Consider the following 21,967-nt stretch of genomic DNA (forward strand, 5'->3'; position numbering starts at 1 on the left):
TGCTTGTCCGCAGCGCTGGTCAGATCGAGCCGCGACCGCTCCGGTCCTCGAGCCAGAAACGAAAACGGGGCCTTGCGGCCCCGTTCGTGGTTCACTCCGGATCAGTCGAGTTCACTTCGCTTCTGAGAACAGCTTTTCAACATATTCCCAGTTCACGAGATTTTCGATGAACGCCTTGAGATAGTCGGGGCGACGGTTGCGGTAGTCGATATAGTAGGAATGCTCCCAGACATCGACGCCGAGCAGCGGGGTCGCGCCGTGAACCAGCGGGTTCTCGCCGTTCGGCGTCTTCATCACCGCGAGCTTGCCGTCCTTGAGCGCGAGCCAGGCCCAGCCGGAGCCGAACTGGCCTTTGCCCGCCTCGATGAAGTCCTCCTTGAACTTGTCGACGCCGCCGAGATCCTCGGTGATCTTGGCCTCCAGCGCGCCGGGGATCGCCCCGCCGCCGTTCGGCTTCATCCAGTTCCAGAAATGGAGATGGTTGAAGTGCTGGCCGGCGTTGTTGAAGAGCGGCGCGTTCTTGCCGTAGGACTCCTTCACGATCTCCTCGAGCGACTTGCCCTCGAGCCCTGAACCGGCGAGCAGCTTATTGCCCGTCTCGACATAGGCGTTGTGGTGCTTGTCGTGATGGAACTCCAAGGTCTCCTTGGACATATACGGCTGCAGCGCGTCATAGGCATAAGGGAGTTCGGGCAGTTGGAAGGCCATCGAAATATCTCCGGGACAATGAATGGGGTCCGGCGTTACGCAGGCCGCGAGGCGAACCCGCTGCACCGACGGTTCGCAGGCGGTAGATAGGCCCTGGGCCCGACGTGACAACGCCGCGGCCAGGGCCGCATCGCTTCATCTCCTGCTAACGCCTGTCCGGTCAAGAAACCTGTTCAGTCCCAAACAGCGAGACGCCACGCCAATGCCCGTCGTCCTTTATGTTCTCGGCGCTGGCCTCCTCGCCTGGAGCGGTGTGATGCTCCTGAAGGGCGACGCTTTCGCGACGCTCGACATCGCGACGACGCTCGCCGGCGCGGGGGTGATCGCGATCGGGCTCGGCGCGGTGGCGGGGGCGGTCGCCCGTCTGGGACGGACGATTTCGTCAGCTGCGGAAGGACGCTCAGCGCCCGGCGAACCATCGGTCCGGCCGACGTCGGCCCCGGCCGCGCCGTCTGGTCCTGCCGAAGCGCCCGCCGCGCCGGAGCCGAAGCGGCGCGCCGAGCCGAGGTTGCCTCCGGCGCCGACGCTCCCGGCCGATACGCCGGAAACTGCGCCCGAGCCGAAGCCCGCCGCGCCGGACGTCAAGCTCGACGTCGCCGCCGCACGCCCCCAACGGCCCCCGGTGGTGGTCGCCCGCCCGCGCCGCGCGCCGAAGGCTGAGCCTTCGGAAGCCCGCGACGAACAGGCGTTCGAGGGACCGATCGTCGTCGCGCCGAAATTTTCGGGCTTTGCAGTCCAGCGGCCCGAGGCGCCGCCGGCGGAAGTCGCCCGACCCGAGGTCACCCCGCCGCCAGCAGAGCCGTCGCCTGGGACGCAGCCGTCCGAGGTTGCTGCCGTCGAGGACGTCGAGGCGGCGCCGGTCGAGCCGCCCGTTGTCGAGGCCGCCACGGAGGGCGTGGCCGACTCGGCTCCGGAGGCCTCCGCCGGGCCGGAGCCTTCAGTCGCCGCGCGGGAGGATGACGTCTCGCCGCCTGCAAAAACGCCGCCGCCCGACTGGCTGGTCCGCGCCCGGGCGCGGAGGGAGGCCCGTGCAAAGAGCGAACCTGTTGTCGAGGCGCCGACGACGCCCGTCCCGCCGGCTGCCGAAGCCGAGGAGCCGTCCCGCATCGTCATCCGCGAGGGCGAACTGAACGGCGTGACGTATCGGTTTTTCCAGGATGGGTCCGTCGAGGCGCAGTCCGCTCACGGCGTCAGGCGTTTCCCGACCGTGGAGGCGTTGCGCGCGACGGTGCTCGGCGCCCGCGGAAAGGACGGCGCGCCGCCCGATCCGTCCCGACCCGATTTCGCCGAGGCCGCTGACATCGACGGCCGAACGACGCCAGAGGACGGCCCTGCGGAGGGCGAGCGGATGGACGCCCCACGCTTTAGGGCGGCGGGGGCCGACGAGCCGGCGTCCCCCGACCAGAGCTTCGACGAAAACGAGGCGCTCGACGCCGCGATCGCGGAGCTCGAAGGCGGACGCGATCCGGCTGCCACCGGTCGGTGAAGCCGACGCTTGGCGGAGTCGGCTTTCAGTCCGTCGCTGCGTCTGGGTGTCCGACAGCCTTCAGCGCGAAGGCGTAGGACAGGCCGACCTCCTCGAGCCGGTCGAACCGCCCCGCCGCGCCGCCGTGGCCTGCGTCCATGTTGGTCTTGAGGGCGATCGGCTTCTCCGACGTGGTCGCTTCGCGCAGCCGGGCCACCCATTTCGCCGGCTCCCAATAGGTCACGCGCGGGTCGGTGAGGCCCGCGAGCGCGAGGATTGCGGGGTAGGGCCGGGGTTTCACATTGTCGACCGGGCTGTAGCCGAGGATGCGGTTGAAGGCGCCCTCGTCGCGGATCGGGTCGCCCCATTCCGGCCATTCCGGCGGCGTCAGCGGCAATGTGTCGTCGAGCATCGTCGTCAGCACGTCGACGAAGGGAACGTCGGCGATGATTCCGGCGAACAGCTCCGGCCGGAGGTTCGCGACCGCGCCCATCAGCATGCCGCCCGCGGAGCCGCCATGGGCGACGATCCGGCCGGCGCTGGTGAAGCCGTCGGCGATCAGCTGGTCCGCGCACGCCGCGAAGTCGGTGAAGGTGTTGGTCTTGTGGGCGAGCTTGCCGTCCAGGTACCAGCCCCAGCCCTTCTCGGCGCCGCCCCGAACATGGGCGATGGCGTAGACGAAGCCGCGATCGACCAGCGACAGCCGTCCTCCCGAGAAGCTCGCGGGCAGCGCGACGCCATAGGCGCCGTAACCGTAGAGCAGGCAGGGCGCGGAGCCGTCGAGCGGCAGTCCGCTCTTATGGATGACGGTGATCGGAACGGACGCGCCGTCCGGCGCGCGGGCCTCGAGGCGCCGCACGACATAGGCTGCGGGGTCGTGGCCGGACGGAATCTCCTGGCGCTTGCGTAGGGTCCGGTCACGGCTCGCCATGTCGTAGTCCCAGACTTCGGAGGGTGTCGAAGGCGAGGAGTAGGAGAAACGCGTGAGATCGGTGTCGAATTCTCGGCCGGACTCGACGCCGAGCGAGTAGGCCGCCTCGCCGAACGAGATCCGGTGCTCCTCGCCGTCCGCCAGCGCCCGCACCACGATCCGCGGCAGCGCATTGACGCGCTCGAGCCGCACGAGATGACGAGCCGTCACCGCGTGGTCGAGCATGTAGACCCCGGGCGCGTAAGGCGCGATCTCGCGCTGGGGTCCGGCCGGGTTGTCCGAGTCGACCGCGACCAGCTTGAAGTCGACCGCGCCGTCGGCGTTCGTCCGCAGGATCAGGCTGGACCGTCCGTCGAGCGCAGGATGGTGGTCGAGCTCGTAGCGGACGCCGGCCTCCCGCGGCCAGACGACGCGCGGGGCCGCAACGGGATCTGCGCGCTCGATCAGGTGCGCCTCGGTCGTGTCGTGGTCGGAGACCGTGATCACGCAATATGTCCCGGATCGGGTCTCCTCGACGCCGACGAACCAGCCGGGATCGTCCTCCTTGAATACGAGCATGTCCGCGTCCGGAGTCGTGCCGAGCAGGTGACGGTAGACCTCCAGCGCGCGATGCTGTTCGTCGAGGCGGACATACCAGAAGCTACCGCAGTCCGCGGCCCAGACGGCGGCGCCCGTCGTGTCCGGCACGACATCGGAGAGGGCTTCGCCCGTCGCGACGTCCTTGACGCTGATCGTGCGGAACTCGGATCCCTTGTCGTCCGCGCTCCAGGCGAGCAACGCATGGTCGGGCGAAACGCGCCACGACCCGAGCTGGAAATAGGCGTGGCCTTCGGCCAGCGCGTCGCCGTCGAGCAGGATGGTCTCCTCGCCGCCTCCTATCGGCGTGCGGACGACCAGCGGATGCTGGCCGCCGGCGCGGTGACGCACAGCGTATGCGAACGGACCCTCGACGACCGGCGCGCCGGAATCGTCCTCCTTGATACGCCCGCGCATCTCTGCCACCAGCCGTGTCTTCAGCCCGTCGAGCGGACTGAGCAGCGCGGCGGCGTAGGCGTTCTCAGCTTCCAGGTGGGCGCGAATGTCGGTCGGCAGCAGCGAAGGATCGCGGATCGCCTCGCGCCAATTATCCGCACGCAGCCAGGCGTAGGGATCTTCGAGCGACTGGCCATGAACGACGCGGCTCGTCGGCCGGCGCTCGGCGCGGGGCGGAGAAGCGACGGTTGGCGTCGCCGTCTCGGGTCCGGACATGGCGGATGAGTCCTCATGCGATGGGGCGCGTCGGGGAAATCGACGGGAGATCCGGCCGCGAACCGGAGAGCGACTTGCGCAGTCATCGGTTATGCGATGATGCGGCGGTTTTATGGCCAGTCATCACTGACCTCGTCAAACAAAGCTGCAGGAAAGATCGGACAAGAACTTGCGCCGCAGTCGAGGATTGTCTATCTAGCGAGCATGATGGTTCGCTTCGAGCGATGAACGCTGTAACGGCGTGATAAGCTGTCCAATGATGCAGTGATATGACCGACGGGTGGGCTTATACCTTCGAGGTCGGTCAGCCCCCAACACATTTACGGAACCAGATTTCATGAGCGACGACGCGCTTTCCTCGAACTACGTCGAACTCGCAGCCGACATCGTGTCTGCTTACGTCAGCAACAATTCTGTTTCGGTGGCCGATCTGCCGGTGCTGATCAACGAAGTCCACCTCGCGCTGACGCGGGTTTCTTCCGGGGCAGCGGCGCCTGCGACCGAAGCGTTGAAGCCCGCGGTGCCGCCCAAGAAGTCGATCACGCCCGACTACGTCGTCTGTCTCGAGGACGGCAAGAAGTTCAAGTCCCTCAAGCGCCACCTCCGCACCCAGTACAACATGTCGCCGGAAGACTATCGCGAGAAGTGGGGTCTGCCGCCGGACTATCCGATGGTCGCGCCGAACTATGCGGCGGCGCGTTCCGAGCTCGCGAAGAAGATGGGACTCGGCCAGCAGCGCAGCAAGCGCGCCTGACCAGCGCGTCGTCGTTTCAAGCGAGCCCACCGGCTTTCTCGATGAACGCCACGATGGGGTCCACGCCAATCCCGTTCCGCACGCTCGCGAACACGTAAGGCGCGCCCTTGCGCATCCGGATGGTGTCGGCCTCCATCACCGCGAGGTCGGCCCCCACCATCGGCGCGAGGTCGGTTTTGTTCACCACCAGCATGTCGGAGCGGGTGATGCCGGGACCCCCTTTGCGCGGGATCTTCTCGCCGCCGGCGACGTCGATGACGTAGATCGTGATGTCGGCGAGCTCCGGCGAGAAGGTCGCCGCGAGGTTATCGCCGCCGGACTCGATCAGGATGAGGTCGAGCTTCGGGAAGCGCCGACTCATCTCGGCCACCGCCGCGAGGTTGATCGAGGCGTCCTCGCGGATCGCGGTGTGCGGGCAGCCGCCGGTCTCGACTCCCATGATGCGGTCTTCCGCCAAGGCGCCGGCCTCGACCAGGATGCGCGCGTCCTCCTTGGTGTAGATGTCGTTCGTGATCGCGCAGATCTCGTAAGAGTCGCGGAAGGCGCGGCAGAGCGCCTCCATCAGCGCGGTCTTGCCGGAGCCGACCGGGCCGCCGACGCCGATCCTGAGAGGTCCGTTAGAGGAGGTCATGAGCGGAAAAGCCTCGTGTACTGGGTCTCGTGCCGGGCGGAGCCGAGGTCGAGCCGGAAGGTGGCGTTGGCGAGATCGTCGAGCGTGGCGTGCGCGGCGGCCGCCGCAAGCCGGTTCGCGAGCGGCGCGATCCGCCCGACGATCTTCGCGCCGGATGTCTGGCCGATCGGCGCCAGGCGCACCCCCGCGGAGACCAGCGCCTGAGTGAGCGCGACGAGGTAGGCGGAGGCCGCCGTCTCCGGCGGCACGCCGTGGCAGGCGGCTGCCGCGCCGACCGCGACGGGGTAGGCGACCTCGCCGCCAAGCCTTTTCCCGACCGCCAGCAACCGCTCGTTCGGCCACGCCGCGAGCACGGCGTCGAGGAAGCTGCGGCCCTGCTGGCTGGTCTCGAGGTGCAGTTCCCGCGTGGGCGCGAAGGCGAGCGCGAGTTCGTTGGCTTCGGCCAGCATTCCGAAATCCTCGGCCGCGGCCGCCCGATGCGCGACCTGCAGCAGGATGGCGTCGTTGCGGCCGAGGCCGAGGGAGAGGGCGTCGGTCAGCCAGATCTCCAGCGTCGCTTCGTCCCTGACGTCGCCGTCCTCCACCGCCTGTTCGAGGCTGTGGCTGTAGGCGTAGCCGCCGACGGGGAAGGCGGGCGACAGCCAGGCGAGGAGGGTGGTTACGGCGGCCGCGGGTCCGTGCGCCGAACGCGTCTCCGCATGCTCCGCCGTCATGCCGGGCTTGTCCCGGCATCCATTTCCGCGCCGGGCGCAAGGTCGCGTCGGCCGTCGCGGAAATGGGTTCCGGGACAAGCCCGGAACGACCGCCTCAGCCGGTCGTCGGCTTCACTCATGCGCATGATCGTGGCCGCTATACGCCCCTGTCTCCGGCTGGAACGGGCGCCTCACGACCCGCGTCGCGCCGCCGAGGCCGCGGACCATCTCGACCAGCACGTGATCGGGCGCGACGTAGATCGCTTCGTCGGTCACCTCCGCCGGCGTGTGGCGGTTGCCGAGGTGCCAGGCGATCTTGGCGAGACGGAGCGGGGTCGCGGCAGTGACCTCGACGAGCTCCTCCTCGGCCGCGCGGACGAGAACCAGCCGCCCGTCCTCGAGCTGCAGCGCGTCGCCGTCGTTGAGGTTCGCGGGGCGGGGGAGATCGAGCAGGAAGTCGAGGCCGCCGTCGGCCGTCATCGCGAGACGCCGCCGCCCGCGCGCCTCATGGTCGAGCGTGATGGCGTCGGCGACGGTGGCAGTTTTTACCGCGGGGCGGCGGAGGATGGATGTGGCACGTGCTGTCGATACTGATTTAAGCTGCAACATTACGCGCCAATCTTCATTTATAGCAGCAATTCTATCTTCTTTACTTGCCTTCGGCAGGCGCATGTTTGTACCTAAAACGCCCGGATGGCTGTGTGCGTAAATAGAAAAATTCCGACCTAGATTATTATCATTTATCTTAATTGCATTTCTTGAATCTCTTGTTGTCTTCCAATCTGTAGATAAAGAATATCGATCTAGAACAAAATTAAATGATAGCTGACCAAGGCAGGCAATTTTTTTGAGATTCGGCATATAGGAAAGAACGAAATCAAAAACCTGATGAGATCCTTTTTTCCAGCCTCGAGGCAATCTCGTTGATGCGCCTACGCCGACCCTTAGGAAGAAACATGCGCTAATGTAGAGCGCCCCACAGGTCGTATTGCTACTACCATCTATGCGTGCAATGCGATTGTTCTTTGTAAGAAGCTCGGCAATACGTTGATTAGTGAAGAATGTAGGATCATGGCTGTAGGGATCTGCCTTGCCAGCGGCTAGGCGGTCATCAATGACGTGATCAGGTGCAAAATGCTCAGCGACAATGAGAAGGTCGCCGTTCCAATCGCCGCAGAGGCTCTCCGTCCCGAACAAGTTTCGTTGTCCAATTTTCCATTCATAGATGTTCTTAAATCCGGTTGCTCTTAATTCGCGAATGCTGTCGGGGACAGGGGGCGTTATGAAGTGAGGCATGCTCAAAACATAAAGTACCGCTGCGCCATCGGCAGCACGTCTGCGGGCTCGCAGATCAGCAGCTCGCCGTCGGCGCGGACGTCGTAGGTCTCGGCGTCGATCTCGATGACGGGGGTGGCGTCGTTCAGGATCATCGACTTCTTGCCGATGCCGCCGCGGACGTTCTCGACCGCGACCATCGGCTTGGCGGATCGGATCCTGTCCGGCAGCCCATCCTCGATCGCGGCCTTGGACACGAAGGTCAGCGAATTCGCCAGCGGCGCCGGGCCGAAGGCGCCGAACATCGGGCGATAATGCACGGGCTGCGGCGTCGGGATCGAGGCGTTGGGGTCGCCCATCGCCGCCATCGCGATCACGCCGCCCTTGATGACGAGGTCCGGCTTCACGCCGAAGAAGGCCGGCGTCCACACCACGAGGTCGGCGAGCTTGCCGGCCTCGACCGAGCCGACGTGCCGCGAGACGCCGTGCGCGATCGCGGGGTTGACCGTGTATTTCGCGATGTAGCGGCGGGCGCGAAGATTGTCGTTGTTTCCGGTCTCGCCGGGCAGGGCGCCGCGCTGGCGCTTCATCTTGTCCGCGGTCTGCCAGGTGCGGATGACGACCTCGCCGACGCGGCCCATCGCCTGGCTGTCGGAGGACATCATCGAAAGCGCGCCGAGGTCGTGCAGCATGTCTTCGGCTGCGATCGTCTCTTTCCGGATGCGGCTCTCGGCGAAGGCGAGGTCCTCCGGGATCGACGGATCGAGGTGATGGCAAACCATCAGCATGTCGAGATGCTCGTCGATGGTGTTCTTGGTGTAGGGCCGCGTCGGGTTGGTCGATGACGGCAGCACGTTGGCGAGCCCCGCCACCTTCATGATGTCCGGCGCGTGGCCGCCGCCGGCGCCTTCGGTGTGGAAGGCGTGGATTGTGCGGCCCTTGAAGGCCGCGATCGTGTCCTCGACGTAGCCGCTCTCGTTCAACGTGTCTGAGTGGATCATCACCTGTACGTCGAGTTCGTCGGCGACGGTGAGGCAGCAGTCGATCGCGGCGGGCGTCGTGCCCCAGTCCTCGTGCAGCTTGAGCGCGCAGGCGCCGCCGCGGACCTGCTCCTCGAGCCCGGCAGGCAGCGAGGCGTTGCCCTTGCCGGCGAAGCCGAGGTTCATCGGGAACGCGTCGGCCGCCTCGATCATCCGGGCGAGATGCCAGGGCCCCGGCGTGCAGGTGGTCGCGTTGGTGCCGGTCGCCGGCCCCGTGCCGCCGCCGAGCATCGAGGTGACGCCGGACGCCAGCGCCTCCTCGATCTGCTGCGGGCAGATGAAGTGGATGTGGCTGTCGAAGCCGCCGGCGGTGATGATCTTGCCTTCGCCGGCGATCACCTCCGTGCCGGGGCCGACCACGATGTCAACGCCCGGCTGGACGTCCGGGTTGCCGGCCTTGCCCAACTTCACGATGCGCCCGTCGCGGATGCCGATGTCGCATTTGAAGACGCCGGAATGGTCGAGCACCACCGCGTTGGTGATGACGGTGTCGACCGCCCCTTGCGCCCGCGTGGCCTGGCTCTGGCCCATGCCGTCGCGGATCGTTTTGCCGCCGCCGAACTTCACCTCCTCGCCATAGGTGGTGAAGTCGCGCTCGACCTCGATGATCAGCGTGGTGTCGGCGAGCCGGATGCGGTCGCCTGTCGTCGGGCCGAACATGTCGGCGTAGGCCGAGCGGGAGATTTTTGCGGGCATTTAGGCGACCCCAGATTTAATGGGCCAAAAAGGCCCGTGACAAAGAATCACGAGAAAAAATAGTAACGTTCCAATAATCAAGCCCAGCCACACGATCAACCTTGAAGTTTTCATGATCGCAGATCTATGAAGTCGATAGTAAGATGTGTAACCGAGAATTTCGACGTTCCTGGCCTCGATCTCTGCTATGTAATTGTTCAAGACGCCAATTGTGCTATCTATAGCCGAGGTCCTAATAGCCCCAGCGCCCGCTAACGCAAGTGGGATAAACGATAGGTAAGGTATAAGCCCGGCAGCGGCTTGCGTTATTATAAAAATATATACGGCGGAAATCGCGCCAATAACGTATATCTCAAGCTGATCCATCCATTTTATGTCTTCGAGTATAAGCTGTTTGCAGAACTTATATTCTTCGACTTCTAAGGGATGAGTCATCTTAAAGCTCACCCATGACGTCCTGGCGAAACCCATAGACCTTCCGCGCTCCGGAGAACGGCACGAGCGTCACCGTCCGCGTGGCGCCGGGTTCGAAGCGGATCGCCGTCCCGGAGGCGATGTCGAGGCGCATGCCGCGGGCGGCGGCGCGGTCGAAATCGAGCGCGGGGTTGGTCTCGAAGAAGTGGTAGTGGCTGCCGACCTGGATCGGCCGGTCGCCGGTGTTCGCGACCGAGACGGTGACGGTCTTGGCGCCGGCGTTGAGTTCGATGTCGCCCGGCGCGGCGATGACCTCGCCGGCCGACAATTCGGAAGCCTCGCCGCGGATCGGGTGATGGACGGTGACGAGCTTCGTCCCGTCCGGGAAGGTCGCCTCGACCTGAATGTCGTGGATCATCTCCGGCACGCCGTCCATCACCTGGGACGCGGTCAGCACATGGGCGCCGGCGGACATCAGGTCCGCGACCGTGCGGCCGTCGCGGGCGCCCTCGACGACGAAGTCGGTGATCAGCGCGATCGCTTCCGGATGGTTCAGCTTCACGCCGCGCTCCAGCCGGTTGCGCGCGACGATCGCGGCCATCGCGACCAGCAGCTTGTCCTTTTCGCGGGGGGTGAGATTCATGAAGCCTCAGCAGGACCAGACGCGGGGGAGGGGGCGGGCGAGCAGCAATGGCAGAACGGCGTGGGCGGCGTCGCGCAGGCGTTCGCCGAACGGGCTCAGCAGGCGCAGGACGAGCATGCCGTTCCAGGCGCTGGCGCCGGCTTCGACAGCGTGATGCTCCAGCGCCTCGCGGACCGCGGCGAGCCGGGCTTCCGCGTCCGGCGCGACATAGAGCAGGGTGGCGAGCGCTACGGAGCCCGCGGCGACCGTGCGCTTCGCCAGAATCTCGCGGATCGGGCCGACGAAGCTCAGCGTCTCGGCGAAGACCAGCCCGCCGCCGCGGCGCACGCGCCAGCGGTCGTCCAGCATGCCGCCCTCGACCGTCTCTCCGCGGGCGACGCGCCCGAACACCAGCGCCTCGTAGACGAGCAACCGGCCGTCGGAGGCGACGTCGGCGTCGAGCCGGCGGGACAGGCGCGAGCGGTCGAACAGAATCGTCTCCTGCGGCAGCCAGCCGAGCGTCGCGCCGGCCTCGACGGAAAGCCTCGTCTCGACATGGGTCGTCGCGCCGTCGGAGCGATAGACGCGCTCGGCGCCGGGGGTGGAGAGGGCGACCGCGGAGTCCGGGCCGGCCTCGACCGAGACCGTCATGCGGTCGCCGCAGGCGAGGCCGCCCGCGACGTTCAGCATTACGGCGTCGAGGCCGTGCTCGGCGCGGGGGATGCGGATGCGCGAGGCGCCGCCTTCGGCAAGGCGGGTCACGCGCGAACCGCCGCCGGAGGTCTCCACGCGCAGCGCGATCGAGCCTTCCGAGCGCTGGCGGGGCGGGGCGGGGACGCCGCCCAGTATCTCAGAAGGCGAGTCGCTGGCGTACATCGTTCCCTTCGAGCGCCTTGGCGTCGCCGCTCTCGATCACCTCGCCGCGCTCCATCACGATGAAGCGGTCGGCGAGCTCCTGCGCGAAATCAAAGTACTGTTCGACCAGCACGATGGCCATCGTTCCCTTGCTGCGCAAGTAGCGGATGGCGCGGCCGATGTCCTTGATGATGGAGGGCTGGATGCCCTCGGTCGGCTCGTCGAGCACCAGCAGCTTCGGCCGCGTCACCAGCGCCCGGCCGATCGCGAGCTGCTGCTGCTGGCCGCCGGAAAGGTCGCCGCCGCGCCGGTGCATCATCGACTTCAGCACGGGAAACAGCTCGAAGATGTCGTCCGGGATCGTCCGCTCGCCGCGCTTCAGCGGCGCGAAGCCGGTCTCGAGGTTCTCGCGCACGGTGAGCAGCGGAAAGATCTCGCGGCCCTGCGGCACATAGCCGATCCCGAGCGCCGCGCGCTCATAAGGCCTCAGGCCCGCGAGCGAGGCGCCGTTGAGGCTGATCGAGCCGCCGGAGATCGGCCGGTGGCCCACGATGGCGCGCAGCAGCGACGTCTTGCCGACGCCGTTGCGGCCGAGCACACAGGTCACTTCGCCCGGCGCGGCGGTGACCGACACGCCCTTCAGCGCGCGCGCCGAGCCGTAATAGAGCGAGACGTCCTCGACGTTCAGCATGCGGGCGCCCTCAGGGGATGAAGCTCGTCATGGTACGGCTTGACCGGACCATCCACTGCTTCCTCGCGCGCGACGCGCGAGATGGGTCCTCCGGTCAAGCCGGAGGACGACGCCAGGGTCTGAAGGCGTAGATGCATCCTCACCGCCCGAGATACACTTCGATGACGCGCTCGTTCGACGACACCGCGTCGAGCGAGCCTTCGGCGAGCACCGACCCTTCGTGCAGGCAGGTGACCTTCACGCCGAGGTCGCGCACGAACACCATGTCGTGCTCGACCACCACGACCGAGCGGGTCTTGGCGATCTCGCGCAACAGGTCTGCGGTGTCGGCGGTCTCCTGGTCGGTCATGCCGGCGGCGGGCTCGTCGACCAGCAGCAGCTTCGGCTCCTGCGCGAGCAGCATGCCGATCTCAAGCCACTGCTTCTGCCCGTGGCTCAGCTCGCTGGCCAGTCGATCGCGCGAGCCGGTGAGGCGAACGCGCTCGAGAAGGGCGTCGATGCGCTCCTTCTCCTGCCGCGTGCGGCGGGAGAACAGCACGGGGAACGGTCGCCGGTCGGTTTTCAGCGCGAGCAGGATGTTGTCCTCGACCGTGTGCATGTCGAAGACAGTGGGGGTCTGGAACTTGCGGCCGACGCCAAGCTGGGCGATCGCGGCCTCGTCGAGTCTGGTCAGGTCGTGGGTGGCCTCGAACAGGGCTTCGCCCGCGTCCGGCCGGGTCTTGCCGGTGATCACGTCCATCATGGTGGTCTTGCCGGCGCCGTTGGGCCCAATGATCGCGCGCATCTCGGCGTGGTCGATCGAAAGCGACAGCCCGTTCAGCGCCCGGAAGCCGTCGAAGGCGACCGAGACGTTGTTCAGGTAGAGCAGGGCGTTGGTGACCGGGCCGCCGATCGTCATCCGCGTCACTCCGCTGGCGTCGGTTCGGCGGGGGCGCCGGACGCGAGGGCGCTCGGGCCGGCGGGCAGATCGCTCTTGCGGCGGATCCCGAGCAGGTCCGACGCCGCGCCCACGATGCCCTTGGGAATGAGCAGCGTCGTCGCGACGAACAGGCCGCCGAGCGCGAACAGCCACAGCGACGGCAGCACGCCCGTGAACCAGGTCTTGCCGGCGTTGACCGCGAAGGCCCCGAGCGCCGCGCCGACCAGCGTGCCGCGGCCGCCGACGGCGACCCAGATCACCGCCTCGATCGAGTTCGCGGGCGTGAACTCAGACGGGTTGATGATGCCGACCTGCGGCACGTAGAGCGCGCCGGCGACGCCCGCCAGCATGGCCGAGAGCGTGAAGACCGTGAGCTTGTAGTTCTCGACCCTGTAGCCGAGGAAGCGCGTGCGGCTCTCCGCGTCGCGGATCGCGACGACAACCTTGCCGAGCTTCGAAGTCACCACCCAGCGGCAGAGCAGGTAGGAGCCCGCGAGAGCCAGCGCCGTGGCGGCGAACAGCGCCGCGCGCGTCGATTGCGCCTGCACCGAGAAGCTGAGGATCTCCTTGAAGTCGGTGAGGCCGTTGTTGCCGCCGAACCCCATGTCGTTGCGGAAGAAGGCGAGCATCAGCGCGAAGGTCATGGCCTGCGTGATGATCGAGAGGTAGACGCCCGTCACGCGTGAGCGGAAGGCGAGCCAGCCGAAGCAGAAGGCGAGCAGGCCGGGGACGGCGACCGCCATCATGGTGGCGAACCAGAAATGGTCGAAGCCGAGCCAGAACCATGGCAGCTCCTGCCAGTTCAGGAACACCATGAAGTCGGGCAGGATCGGGTTGCCGTAAACGCCGCGCGAGCCGATCTGGCGCATCAGATACATGCCCATCGCATAGCCGCCGAGCGCGAAGAACGCGCCGTGCCCGAGCGAGAGGATGCCGCAGTAGCCCCATACGAGGTCGAGCGCGAGCGCGAGCATCGCGAAGGCGAGGTATTTGCCGAGGAGCGGCACCAGGTAGTCCGGCACATGCAGGGCGGAGTCGGGCGGGAGCAGCAGGTTCGACGCGGGGATCAGCACGGCCATGGAGAGCACCACGGCGAGGAAGAGCAGGCCGGCCCCGTCGAGGAAGCGATACCGGCTCATGGGCAGGACCCCGCGGTTCTGATCCCTCCCCGCCGCCGCGAGGAGGGATCAGGAAGGCGGCGCTGGTTCCGGATCCTGCTCATGCCTCCACCGCCCGGCCCTTGAGCGCGAACAGGCCTCGCGGCCTCTTCTGGATGAACAGGATGATCGCGACGAGCAGGACGATCTTGCCGAGCACGGCGCCGGCCCACGGCTCCAGCAGCTTGTTCGCGACGCCGATCGACATGGCGCCCACAAGCGTGCCGTAGAGGTTGCCGACGCCGCCGAACACCACGACGAGGAAGCTGTCGATGATGTAGCTCTGCCCGAGGTTCGGGCTGACATTGTCGATCTGGCTCAGCGCCACCCCCGCGATGCCGGCGACGCCCGAGCCCAGGCCGAAGGTCAGCGCGTCGACCCGCGCGGTGCGGATGCCCATCGAGCCCGCCATGCGGCGGTTCTGGGTGACTGCGCGCACCTGCAGGCCGAGGCTGGTGCGCCGGAGCAGCAGCTGGAGCGCGGCGAATACGGCGAGCGCGAACAGGATGATCGCGATCCGGTTCCAGGTCAGCGAGACGCCGAGAATCTCGACCGAACCCTGAAGCCATTCCGGCGTCGAGACCTCGCGGTTCGACGGGCCGAACAGCGTGCGCACCAGTTGCTGGAGGATGAGGCTGACGCCCCAGGTCGCCAGCAGCGTCTCGAGCGGTCGTCCGTAGAGGAAGCGGATCACGGTCCGCTCGATCAGCACGCCGACGCCGCCTGCGACGAGGAAGGCGACCGGGATCGCGATGACGAGCGACGCGTGGTTCAGCGCCGGAACGTGGTCCGCGATGAAGGCCTGAGTCAGGAATGTCGCGTAAGCCCCGATCATCACCATCTCGCCATGGGCCATGTTGATGACGCCCATCACGCCGAAGGTGATGGCGAGCCCGATGGCGGCGAGCAGCAGGACCGAGCCGAGCGAGAGGCCGTAAACGAGGTTCTGGACGACGTTCGCGACCGACTGCCAGCGCTCGATCGCGGCGACGCCGGCGGCGGCCGCCGCCGAGACCGCGGGCGGCGAATCCGCCGGGAGGTTCGTGAGCGCGGCGAGCGCGTCGGCGTCGCCTACGGCCGCGACTGTCGCGGCGGCGGCGGCGCGATCCGCTTCGGGCGCGTCGGCCTTTCCGACCACGATGGCGGCGCGCGCTTGGGTCAGGATCTCCTTGACCTTCGGGTCGCTCTCGGCGGCGAGCGCAGCCTCGATGGAGGGCAGCGCGGTCGGTTCGCGCGTCTTGAAGATCGCCTTCGCCGCGCCGATCCGCTTGGCGCGGTCGGGCGAACGCAGCTCGAAGGCGCCGGAGGCGGCCTCCACCGCGCGACGCAGCCGGTTGTTGAGGCGCACCGTCTTGAGGGGTTTGCCCGCGAGTTCGGCGGGCGCGGGCTCTCCGGTCTTGGCGAGCTTCAGGGCCCCGGAGGCGTCTTTGTAGAGAACGGTCTTGCTCTGGGGATCGAAGACCAGGCGACCGGCGCCGAGGGCGTCGAAGATCGCCCCGCCCATGGCGGCGCCTGACAGGATGACCCCCTGGATCGCCTTATCGGTGTCGTCGTATTTATCGGTCGTGAAGCCGGCGAGCGCGTCGTCCACCGCATCGGCGCGCGCGGGCGACGCCGCGATTGCGCCGAAGACGAGGAACGCGAGGGTCAGAACGAACCGGAGCGCCTTCGAGACAATGAACGTGAACGGCATCGGCTCCCCGATCGAACGCTGACTGGAGGCGTCCGGACTCAGGCCGGACGCCTCTTCGACGCCAGGAGGATCAGGTGCCCTGACCGCCGCACTTCTTCGTCTTGGTGTTGTAGTTGCCGCACTTCAGCGTCACCCAGTCGGCCTCGAGGTCCTTCGAGCCGGGCAGGAAATCCGACCAGGCGTCGCCCGGCACGAGATCGTCGGTCCTGGACACGACGTCGAACTGGCCGTCGTCCTTGATCTCTCCGATCAGCACGGGCTTGGTGATGTGGTGGTTCGGCAGCATCTTGGAGACGCCGCCGGTGAGGTTGGCCTGCTCGATGCCGGGAAGCGCGTCGATCACCTTGTCGGCGTCGGTGGTGCCCGCCTTCTCGACCGCCTTCACCCACATGTTGAAGCCGATGTAGTGGGCCTCCATCGGGTCGTTGGTCACGCGCTTCGGGTTCTTGGTGAAGGCCTGCCACTTCTCGATGAACGCCTTGTTCTCAGGCGTGTCGACCGACATGAAGTAGTTCCACGCCGCGAGATGCCCGATCAGCGGGGCGGTGTCGATGCCCGCGAGCTCCTCTTCGCCGACGGAGAAGGCGATGACGGGAATGTCGGTCGCCTTCACCCCCTGATTGCCGAGCTCCTTGTAGAACGGCACGTTGGCGTCGCCGTTGATGGTCGAGACCACCGCCGTCTTCTTGCCGGTCGAACCGAACTTCTTGATGTCGGAGACGATCGTCTGCCAGTCGGAATGACCGAACGGGGTGTAGTTGATCATGATGTCTTCGTCCGCGACGCCCTTGCTCTTGAGGTAGGCCTCGAGGATTTTGTTGGTCGTGCGCGGATAGACGTAATCGGTGCCGGCGAGCACCCAGCGCTTCACGCCTTCTTCCTTCATCAGGTAGTCGACGGCGGGGATCGCCTGCTGGTTCGGCGCCGCGCCGGTGTAGAACACGTTCCTCTCGCTCTCCTCGCCCTCGTACTGGACAGGATAGAACAGGATCGAGTTGAGCTCCTTGAACACCGGCAGCACGGACTTGCGGGACACCGAGGTCCAGCAGCCGAACACCACGACGACCTTGTCCTGCGCGATCAGCTCCTTGGCCTTTTCGGCGAACAGCGGCCAGTTCGAAGCGGGGTCGACCACCACCGGCTCCAGCTTCTTGCCGAGCAGGCCGCCCTTTTTGTTCTGCTCGTCGATGAGCATCAGCATGGCGTCCTTCAGCGTGGTCTCGCTGATGGCCATGGTGCCGGAAAGCGAATGCAGGACGCCGACCTTGATCGTGTCGTCCGCCGCCAAAACCGGTGATCCGCCGAACAGCGCGGCCGCCGCCAGCGCTCCGGCCGCGATTACTCCCCCGAAAAACCTGCGCATATCGATCTCCGTCGATCCGTCCCGAATGTTTCGGACAGGCCCGGTCTCGCAAGCGGAATGCCAGTCGAAGGATTGCAGGAGGCGCGGAACAAAACCTGGGGGATGCAGGCGGCAGATCCTGCGCGGCGCCGAAGGCGGGATGCGGACGCCCGCTTGTTGCCTAAAATTTGGGCGGGTAGCGCAGTCTCTCGGCGCTCAAGTCGGACGAACGGTCATCCACAGGCCGGCCGGTTGAAGCGTGATGCGCGCCTGTGGGAACACCTTCTCCGGCGCCGCCAGCGTGAAGCGGAAGGCCGGGAGTATGCGGGCGAGCACGATCAGAATCTCCTGCAGCGCAAACCCCTGTCCGATGCAGATGCGCGGCCCAAGTCCGAACGGAATGAACGCTCCGCGCGGGATTTCCGGCGCGCCCGGCAGGAAACGCTCCGGGCGGAACTGGTCCGGCTCGTCCCACAGCGCCCGCCTGCGGTGGACGATCCACGGCGAGATCACGACCTCGTCGCCTCTGGCGATGCGCTGACCTGAAAGCTCGTCGGCCTCGAGGGCCTCACGGCCGATGAACGGGGCAGGCGGATAGAGCCGCATGGCCTCGTTGACGACGGCTCGCGAGAATGTGAGCCGCTCGATCGCCTCGCGGTCCGGCGTCGCGCCGGAAAGACCTTCAAGCTCCTCGCGAATCCGCGCCTCGGCTTCGGGAAACAGCGCGAGCAGATACAAGATCCAGGCGAGCGCATTGCCCGTCGTCTCATGACCGGCGGAGAGGAAGGTCAGGACGTTGTCCGCAACCGCGTGCGTCGGCAGCGTGCGCCCGGTGACCGGATCGGGCGCGCGCATCAGCCGGTCGAGCAGGTCTGCGGCCTCACGTCCGGGAGCCGCCGAACGCTCTCGCACCACCCGGTCGACGACGCCGCGGAACACGCGAAGCGACGGCCTGGCCCGGACCGCCGAAAGGCTCGGCCACCACTTCGGCAGGCCGAGCACCGACGCGACGTCGATGCGGCCGAGGGTGTCGAAATAGATCGCCATGCTGGCGTGGATGCGGACGCGGTCCTCGTCGAGGGCGCCGGAGAAGACCGTGCGCGATACGATCTCGTAGGTCAGGCGCTGAAACTCGGCGGAGAGGTCGAGCGGCGTGTCGTCAGCGCGTTCCAGCCAGCGCCGGGCCATAGCGTCGGCGGCGAAGCGCATGTCGGAGGAGAGCGCCGCGATCGCGCGAGGACTGAACAGCGGCGCAGCGACCCGGCGGGCGCTCCGCCACTCGTCGCCTTCCGCCGTCAGCAGGCCGTCCTTCAACGCGGGCTTGAGCCGCCGCTGCTGCTGGTCGCTCTTGGCGTATCTTTCGGCGTTCCTGACGAGCACCTGCTCGATGTCGGCGGGATCGTTGACGAGCGTCACGCGCTTGCGTCCCCGGCCGATTTCGAGGGACGGCGCGTCATAGGCGACGGCCGCAAAGGCGGTGATCGGGTTGTCGCGCAGCAGCCGGAGCGCGGTGAGAAGGGATGGCGTTCTCCTCCGTGGCCACGGCGCGGCGGGACGGATGAAAGCCGGGGCGTCCATGGCGAAGTCGGTCATGATCCGGGCTCGCTCTTCACTGCAGCGCCGTAGCGGCGGACATCCGGACGGACTCCCGTCGCCCGGTTGAGGATCATCTCTGCGCAGCGAAGTTGGGCGCCATGGCGGCGCTCACAAGGCCGAAAGCCACGCCTTCGCGATCTGCACGTCGGCTTGCGTCAGCCCATGGGCGGCAGGCAGCGTCTGATGGTCGACGACGGCGCCGTCCGCTTTCAACGTCGCGGCGAGACCGCCGACGTCGGCCGCCGGGACGATCGGATCGAAGGCGCCCGAGAGCATCAGGACCCGCGTTCCGTCGAGCCGCGCGGGCGGCGGCGCCTTGAGCGGCGACATCGCCCGGAGCAGCACGGTGCCGCTGAGCGCCCGCGGCCTCAGCAGCAAGGTCGCCGCCGCGATGTTCGCGCCGTTCGAGAAGCCGACCGCCACCGGCGCCGCGATTCCGTAGGCCTCGCGGGCGTCCTCGACGAAGTCTGCGAGGCGGTTCGCCTGCAGGCGGACGTCGTCCTCGTCGAACACCCCTTCGGCGAGCCGCCGGAAGAAGCGCGGCATGCCGTTCTCCAGCACGCCGCCGCGCGGCGACAGAAGGGCGGCCCCCGGCGCGAGCGCGGCGCCCAGCGGCAGCAGGTCGTTCTCGTCTCCGCCCGTGCCGTGAAGCAGAAGCAGAGGCGGAGAATCCCGCCCCGTCGCGGGGACGAAGCGATGCGCATGCGAAAGAGCGTGAACGACGGCCATGACCGACCTTTCCGCGCTGCGGGGCGCGATCTCGGGAAAGGAAAGCGGGCGGACAACCGTGTCCGCCCGTTGGAACTTGTTCAGGCGTTCGCCTTTTCCGGCGAGATGTCGGGCAGCGTCGCCTCGATCCGCTCTCGGTGCGGCTCCAAGAACTTCGGCAGCTTCAGCGCTTGGCCGAGGCTTTCCGGCGCTTCGTCGACCGCAAAGCCCGGACTATCGGTCGCGATTTCGAACAGCACGCCGCCGGGTTCGCGGAAGTAGACCGACCGGAAATAGTCGCGGTCCTTCTGTTCCGTGGCGCGTACGCCGTGGTTCTGGCCAAGCTTGCGGACCATCTCGGCCTGCGCCGCGTCGTCGCTCGCGCGGAAGGCCACGTGGTGCACCGAGCCGCCGCCCGGACGTCCCGGCAGGAAGCCGCCGACCGCGCGAAGATCGACGACGCCGCCGATCGGCGTGTCGCCGGCCTGCAGGCGGATTATCGAACCCTCGCGGGCCGTCTCGGCGAAGCCGAGGACGTCGGTGAGGATCGCCGCCGTCGGCTCCGCCTTGTCGAGCATCAGCGTGACGCCGTGGAAGCCACGGATGGCGTGCTCGGACGGAACGTCGCCGCCGCTCCAGCCGGCCTCGGCTTCAGCGCCCGGAACGGCGACGAGAACGAGGCGCATGCCGTCGGGGTCGCGGAACGGGATTACCGTTTCGCCGAAGCGCGTCTCCGGGGCCTCGTGACGAACGCCTTCCGCAACGAAGCGGTGCGTCCAGAAGCCGAGCGAAGCTGCCGGCACGCGAAACGCCGTCTCGGACGTCTCGCCGACGCCGACCCGTCCCGGCGCGACATCCGCCCAGGGGAAGAAGGTGAGGATTGCGCCCGGCTGGCCGGCTTCATCGCCGTAATAGAAGTGATACGTGCCCGGGTCGTCGAAGTTGACCGTCTTCTTGACCATCCGCATGCCGAGCACGCGGGTGTAGAAATCCAGATTGCCGCGCGCCGAGCCCGCGATCGCCGTGACGTGGTGGACGCCGTGGTAGGCCATGATGGCTGCTCCCGATCTTCGTTTGCGCCGATGACCGGCGCCGTCGGCACAACAGATAAGACCGCAGGCGTGGAGCGCACGCTCTTTTGCTTGCGCAAGTGCAAGGAAAGGATTGTCGATCCCGATAATCCAATGCGACGGGAAGAAAATATCGTTGAATAATGAGCTTATTCTTTCGTTCTCATACTATTTGGAGACGTGCGCCGCCCGCAGCCTATGATCATCGGCTCGGCCGGGGACCGGTTCCTGCTTATCGAAAGGCGTCGACGAAGTGACGGAAGCGCATATCCATCACGACCACGACCGCCATCATGGCGATGACCACGCCGCAGCGCAGGGGCATGGCGGCCACGGCCATTCGCATGCGCCAGCCGACTACGGCCGGGCGTTCGCGATCGGCGCGGCGCTCAACATCGCGTTCGTCCTGGTGGAGGCCGGGTTCGGAATCGCTGCGAACTCGACCGCGTTGCTGTCGGACGCCGGCCACAATCTGTCGGACGTGCTCGGTCTCGGCGCAGCCTGGCTGGCGCATGTGCTGTCGTCCAAGCCGCCGAGCGAACGCTTCACATACGGACTGAAGGCGTCGTCGATCCTCGCCGCGTTGTTCAATGCGGTGTTCCTGCTGGTCGCGGTCGGCGCAATCGCCTGGGAGGCCGTGACGCGCCTGTTCCATCCTGCGGAAACTTCGAGCGGAACCGTGATGGCCGTCGCCGCCGCGGGCATCCTCGTGAACGGCGTCACCGCCTGGCTGTTCTTCGGGGGGCGGAAAGGCGACCTCAACGTGAAGGGCGCCTACCTGCACATGGCCGCCGACGCCGCGGTCTCGGCGGGCGTCATGGTCGCGGGCCTGGTGATCTGGCTGACCGGCTGGTTCTGGCTGGATCCAGCGGTGAGCCTCGTGATCGCAGGGCTTATCATCTGGGGCACATGGGGCCTGCTGAGCGACAGCGTGGCGATGTCGTTGAACGCCGCGCCCGAACGATGCGATCCGAAGCAGCTCGAGGCGTTTCTGGCCGCCTTGCCCGGCGTCAGCGAAGTGCACGATCTGCACGTCTGGTCGATGAGCACGACCGACGTGGTGCTGACCGCCCACCTTACGATGGCCGGCGGCCACCCCGGCGACGGCTTCCTGATCGGAGTCGCCGAAGAGCTTCGCAAGCGCTACGGGATCGGCCATTCGACCGTGCAGATCGAGACCGATCCCGCGACACCGTGCGTGCAGCGATCGGCGAACGCCGTCTGAAGACAGCGCTGGAGCTAACCGGGGCCGCGTCAGACATTGACGTCGAGCAGCCCGACAGATGAGGACGGCGCGGCGTTCGTCGTGCTGGTCGTCGTGGCGGCTGTGCTGCTCGACGAAGCGAGAAGGCTTGAGGCGGCCAGGCCGCGCAGGGCGTCAACGCTCGGTTTGTCCGTCGCGATCTGCAGCTATCCCGCCAGGGAGAAGTGAAGGCGGGCTTAGACGCCGTTCCATGGAT

The 21,967-nt window shown here is 67.0% G+C and carries 20 protein-coding genes; 4 read left to right on the forward strand and 16 right to left on the reverse strand.

What is annotated here, in order from left to right; all coding sequences use genetic code 11:
• Positions 1-111: 111 nt before the first annotated feature.
• Positions 112-708 carry a superoxide dismutase gene (locus PKE75_RS08570; RefSeq protein WP_271168289.1) on the reverse strand — a complete coding sequence of 199 codons (597 nt, stop codon included), beginning with the start codon at positions 706-708 and terminating at the stop codon, positions 112-114.
• Positions 709-910: 202 nt separating this feature from the next.
• Between PKE75_RS08570 and PKE75_RS08575 the strand changes: the two genes are divergently transcribed.
• A complete protein-coding gene (locus PKE75_RS08575; protein ID WP_271168290.1) occupies positions 911-2,194 on the forward strand; it encodes a hypothetical protein in 1,284 nt (427 codons plus the stop codon).
• A 25-nt stretch (positions 2,195-2,219) separates the two neighbouring features.
• On the opposite strand, the gene PKE75_RS08580 is transcribed toward PKE75_RS08575, so the two are convergent.
• Positions 2,220-4,352 carry a S9 family peptidase gene (locus PKE75_RS08580; protein WP_271168291.1) on the reverse strand — a complete coding sequence of 711 codons (2,133 nt, stop codon included), beginning with the start codon at positions 4,350-4,352 and terminating at the stop codon, positions 2,220-2,222.
• Between the two features lie 337 nt (positions 4,353-4,689).
• Between PKE75_RS08580 and PKE75_RS08585 the strand changes: the two genes are divergently transcribed.
• Positions 4,690-5,106 (forward strand): Ros/MucR family transcriptional regulator, encoded by a 417-nt coding sequence (locus PKE75_RS08585; RefSeq protein ID WP_271168292.1) that lies wholly within the window; start codon positions 4,690-4,692, stop codon positions 5,104-5,106.
• A gap of 16 nt (positions 5,107-5,122) precedes the next feature.
• Here the strand turns inward: PKE75_RS08585 and ureG are convergent, their stop codons facing one another.
• From ureG to PKE75_RS08655, 14 genes are all read right to left on the reverse strand, one after another.
• Positions 5,123-5,737, reverse strand: a complete 615-nt coding sequence (gene ureG, locus PKE75_RS08590) for an urease accessory protein UreG (RefSeq protein WP_271168293.1) — start codon at positions 5,735-5,737, stop codon at positions 5,123-5,125.
• Positions 5,734-6,450, reverse strand: coding sequence for an urease accessory protein UreF (locus tag PKE75_RS08595; RefSeq protein WP_271168294.1), 717 nt, complete (start codon positions 6,448-6,450; stop codon positions 5,734-5,736). Before PKE75_RS08595 ends, ureG begins: the two co-directional genes overlap by 4 nt.
• A gap of 111 nt (positions 6,451-6,561) precedes the next feature.
• On the reverse strand, positions 6,562-7,626 hold the full coding sequence (locus PKE75_RS08600) for an urease accessory protein UreE (protein WP_271168295.1): 1,065 nt from the start codon (positions 7,624-7,626) through the stop codon (positions 6,562-6,564).
• Between the two features lie 101 nt (positions 7,627-7,727).
• Entirely contained in the window at positions 7,728-9,440 is a 1,713-nt protein-coding gene (ureC, locus tag PKE75_RS08605; protein WP_271168296.1) for an urease subunit alpha, read from the reverse strand.
• Between the two features lie 436 nt (positions 9,441-9,876).
• Complete coding sequence (locus PKE75_RS08610; RefSeq protein WP_271168297.1) at positions 9,877-10,497, reverse strand: urease subunit gamma; 621 nt, start codon at positions 10,495-10,497, stop codon at positions 9,877-9,879.
• Positions 10,498-10,503: 6 nt separating this feature from the next.
• Complete coding sequence (locus tag PKE75_RS08615; protein WP_271168298.1) at positions 10,504-11,352, reverse strand: urease accessory protein UreD; 849 nt, start codon at positions 11,350-11,352, stop codon at positions 10,504-10,506.
• Entirely contained in the window at positions 11,327-12,022 is a 696-nt protein-coding gene (urtE, locus tag PKE75_RS08620; RefSeq protein WP_271168299.1) for an urea ABC transporter ATP-binding subunit UrtE, read from the reverse strand. Before urtE ends, PKE75_RS08615 begins: the two co-directional genes overlap by 26 nt.
• Positions 12,023-12,161: 139 nt before the next feature.
• The gene (gene urtD, locus PKE75_RS08625) at positions 12,162-12,920 is read right to left on the reverse strand and encodes an urea ABC transporter ATP-binding protein UrtD (RefSeq protein WP_271168300.1); all 759 of its coding nucleotides are present in this window, start codon (positions 12,918-12,920) and stop codon (positions 12,162-12,164) included.
• 5 nt (positions 12,921-12,925) lie between these two features.
• Complete coding sequence (urtC, locus tag PKE75_RS08630) at positions 12,926-14,080, reverse strand: urea ABC transporter permease subunit UrtC (protein WP_271168301.1); 1,155 nt, start codon at positions 14,078-14,080, stop codon at positions 12,926-12,928.
• Between the two features lie 79 nt (positions 14,081-14,159).
• On the reverse strand, positions 14,160-15,791 hold the full coding sequence (urtB, locus tag PKE75_RS08635; protein WP_271168302.1) for an urea ABC transporter permease subunit UrtB: 1,632 nt from the start codon (positions 15,789-15,791) through the stop codon (positions 14,160-14,162).
• Positions 15,792-15,861: 70 nt separating this feature from the next.
• Entirely contained in the window at positions 15,862-17,154 is a 1,293-nt protein-coding gene (urtA, locus tag PKE75_RS08640; RefSeq protein WP_271168303.1) for an urea ABC transporter substrate-binding protein, read from the reverse strand.
• Between the two features lie 195 nt (positions 17,155-17,349).
• Positions 17,350-18,726: a cytochrome P450 gene (locus PKE75_RS08645; RefSeq protein WP_271168304.1), complete on the reverse strand. Its 1,377-nt coding sequence runs from the start codon at positions 18,724-18,726 to the stop codon at positions 17,350-17,352.
• A 111-nt stretch (positions 18,727-18,837) separates the two neighbouring features.
• Positions 18,838-19,458: an alpha/beta hydrolase gene (locus tag PKE75_RS08650; protein ID WP_271168305.1), complete on the reverse strand. Its 621-nt coding sequence runs from the start codon at positions 19,456-19,458 to the stop codon at positions 18,838-18,840.
• 80 nt (positions 19,459-19,538) lie between these two features.
• On the reverse strand, positions 19,539-20,489 hold the full coding sequence (locus PKE75_RS08655) for a ring-cleaving dioxygenase (protein WP_271168306.1): 951 nt from the start codon (positions 20,487-20,489) through the stop codon (positions 19,539-19,541).
• A 271-nt stretch (positions 20,490-20,760) separates the two neighbouring features.
• On the opposite strand from PKE75_RS08655, the gene PKE75_RS08660 reads away from it, so the two are divergent.
• Entirely contained in the window at positions 20,761-21,732 is a 972-nt protein-coding gene (locus PKE75_RS08660; RefSeq protein ID WP_271168307.1) for a cation diffusion facilitator family transporter, read from the forward strand.
• Positions 21,733-21,768: 36 nt separating this feature from the next.
• Entirely contained in the window at positions 21,769-21,939 is a 171-nt protein-coding gene (locus PKE75_RS08665) for a hypothetical protein (protein ID WP_271168308.1), read from the forward strand.
• Positions 21,940-21,967 lie beyond the last annotated feature (28 nt).

This window comes from Hansschlegelia plantiphila, from assembly GCF_027922265.1.
Classification (GTDB): Bacteria; Pseudomonadota; Alphaproteobacteria; order Rhizobiales; family Methylopilaceae; genus Methylopila; species Methylopila plantiphila.

What these genes read in the sequence shown, in the direction of transcription:
- ureG (WP_271168293.1), bottom strand. Translation starts at nt 5,737, where the DNA reads ATGACCTCCTCTAACGGACCTCTCAGGATCGGCGTCGGCGGCCCGGTC.
- urtC (WP_271168301.1), bottom strand. Translation starts at nt 14,080, where the DNA reads ATGAGCCGGTATCGCTTCCTCGACGGGGCCGGCCTGCTCTTCCTCGCC.
- PKE75_RS08580 (WP_271168291.1), bottom strand. Translation starts at nt 4,352, where the DNA reads ATGTCCGGACCCGAGACGGCGACGCCAACCGTCGCTTCTCCGCCCCGC.
- ureC (WP_271168296.1), bottom strand. Translation starts at nt 9,440, where the DNA reads ATGCCCGCAAAAATCTCCCGCTCGGCCTACGCCGACATGTTCGGCCCG.
- PKE75_RS08570 (WP_271168289.1), bottom strand. Translation starts at nt 708, where the DNA reads ATGGCCTTCCAACTGCCCGAACTCCCTTATGCCTATGACGCGCTGCAG.
- PKE75_RS08650 (WP_271168305.1), bottom strand. Translation starts at nt 19,458, where the DNA reads ATGGCCGTCGTTCACGCTCTTTCGCATGCGCATCGCTTCGTCCCCGCG.
- PKE75_RS08610 (WP_271168297.1), bottom strand. Translation starts at nt 10,497, where the DNA reads ATGAATCTCACCCCCCGCGAAAAGGACAAGCTGCTGGTCGCGATGGCC.
- urtE (WP_271168299.1), bottom strand. Translation starts at nt 12,022, where the DNA reads ATGCTGAACGTCGAGGACGTCTCGCTCTATTACGGCTCGGCGCGCGCG.
- urtD (WP_271168300.1), bottom strand. Translation starts at nt 12,920, where the DNA reads ATGACGATCGGCGGCCCGGTCACCAACGCCCTGCTCTACCTGAACAAC.
- PKE75_RS08595 (WP_271168294.1), bottom strand. Translation starts at nt 6,450, where the DNA reads ATGACGGCGGAGCATGCGGAGACGCGTTCGGCGCACGGACCCGCGGCC.
- PKE75_RS08655 (WP_271168306.1), bottom strand. Translation starts at nt 20,489, where the DNA reads ATGGCCTACCACGGCGTCCACCACGTCACGGCGATCGCGGGCTCGGCG.
- PKE75_RS08645 (WP_271168304.1), bottom strand. Translation starts at nt 18,726, where the DNA reads ATGACCGACTTCGCCATGGACGCCCCGGCTTTCATCCGTCCCGCCGCG.
- urtA (WP_271168303.1), bottom strand. Translation starts at nt 17,154, where the DNA reads ATGCGCAGGTTTTTCGGGGGAGTAATCGCGGCCGGAGCGCTGGCGGCG.
- PKE75_RS08575 (WP_271168290.1), top strand. Translation starts at nt 911, where the DNA reads ATGCCCGTCGTCCTTTATGTTCTCGGCGCTGGCCTCCTCGCCTGGAGC.
- PKE75_RS08585 (WP_271168292.1), top strand. Translation starts at nt 4,690, where the DNA reads ATGAGCGACGACGCGCTTTCCTCGAACTACGTCGAACTCGCAGCCGAC.
- urtB (WP_271168302.1), bottom strand. Translation starts at nt 15,791, where the DNA reads ATGCCGTTCACGTTCATTGTCTCGAAGGCGCTCCGGTTCGTTCTGACC.
- PKE75_RS08615 (WP_271168298.1), bottom strand. Translation starts at nt 11,352, where the DNA reads ATGTACGCCAGCGACTCGCCTTCTGAGATACTGGGCGGCGTCCCCGCC.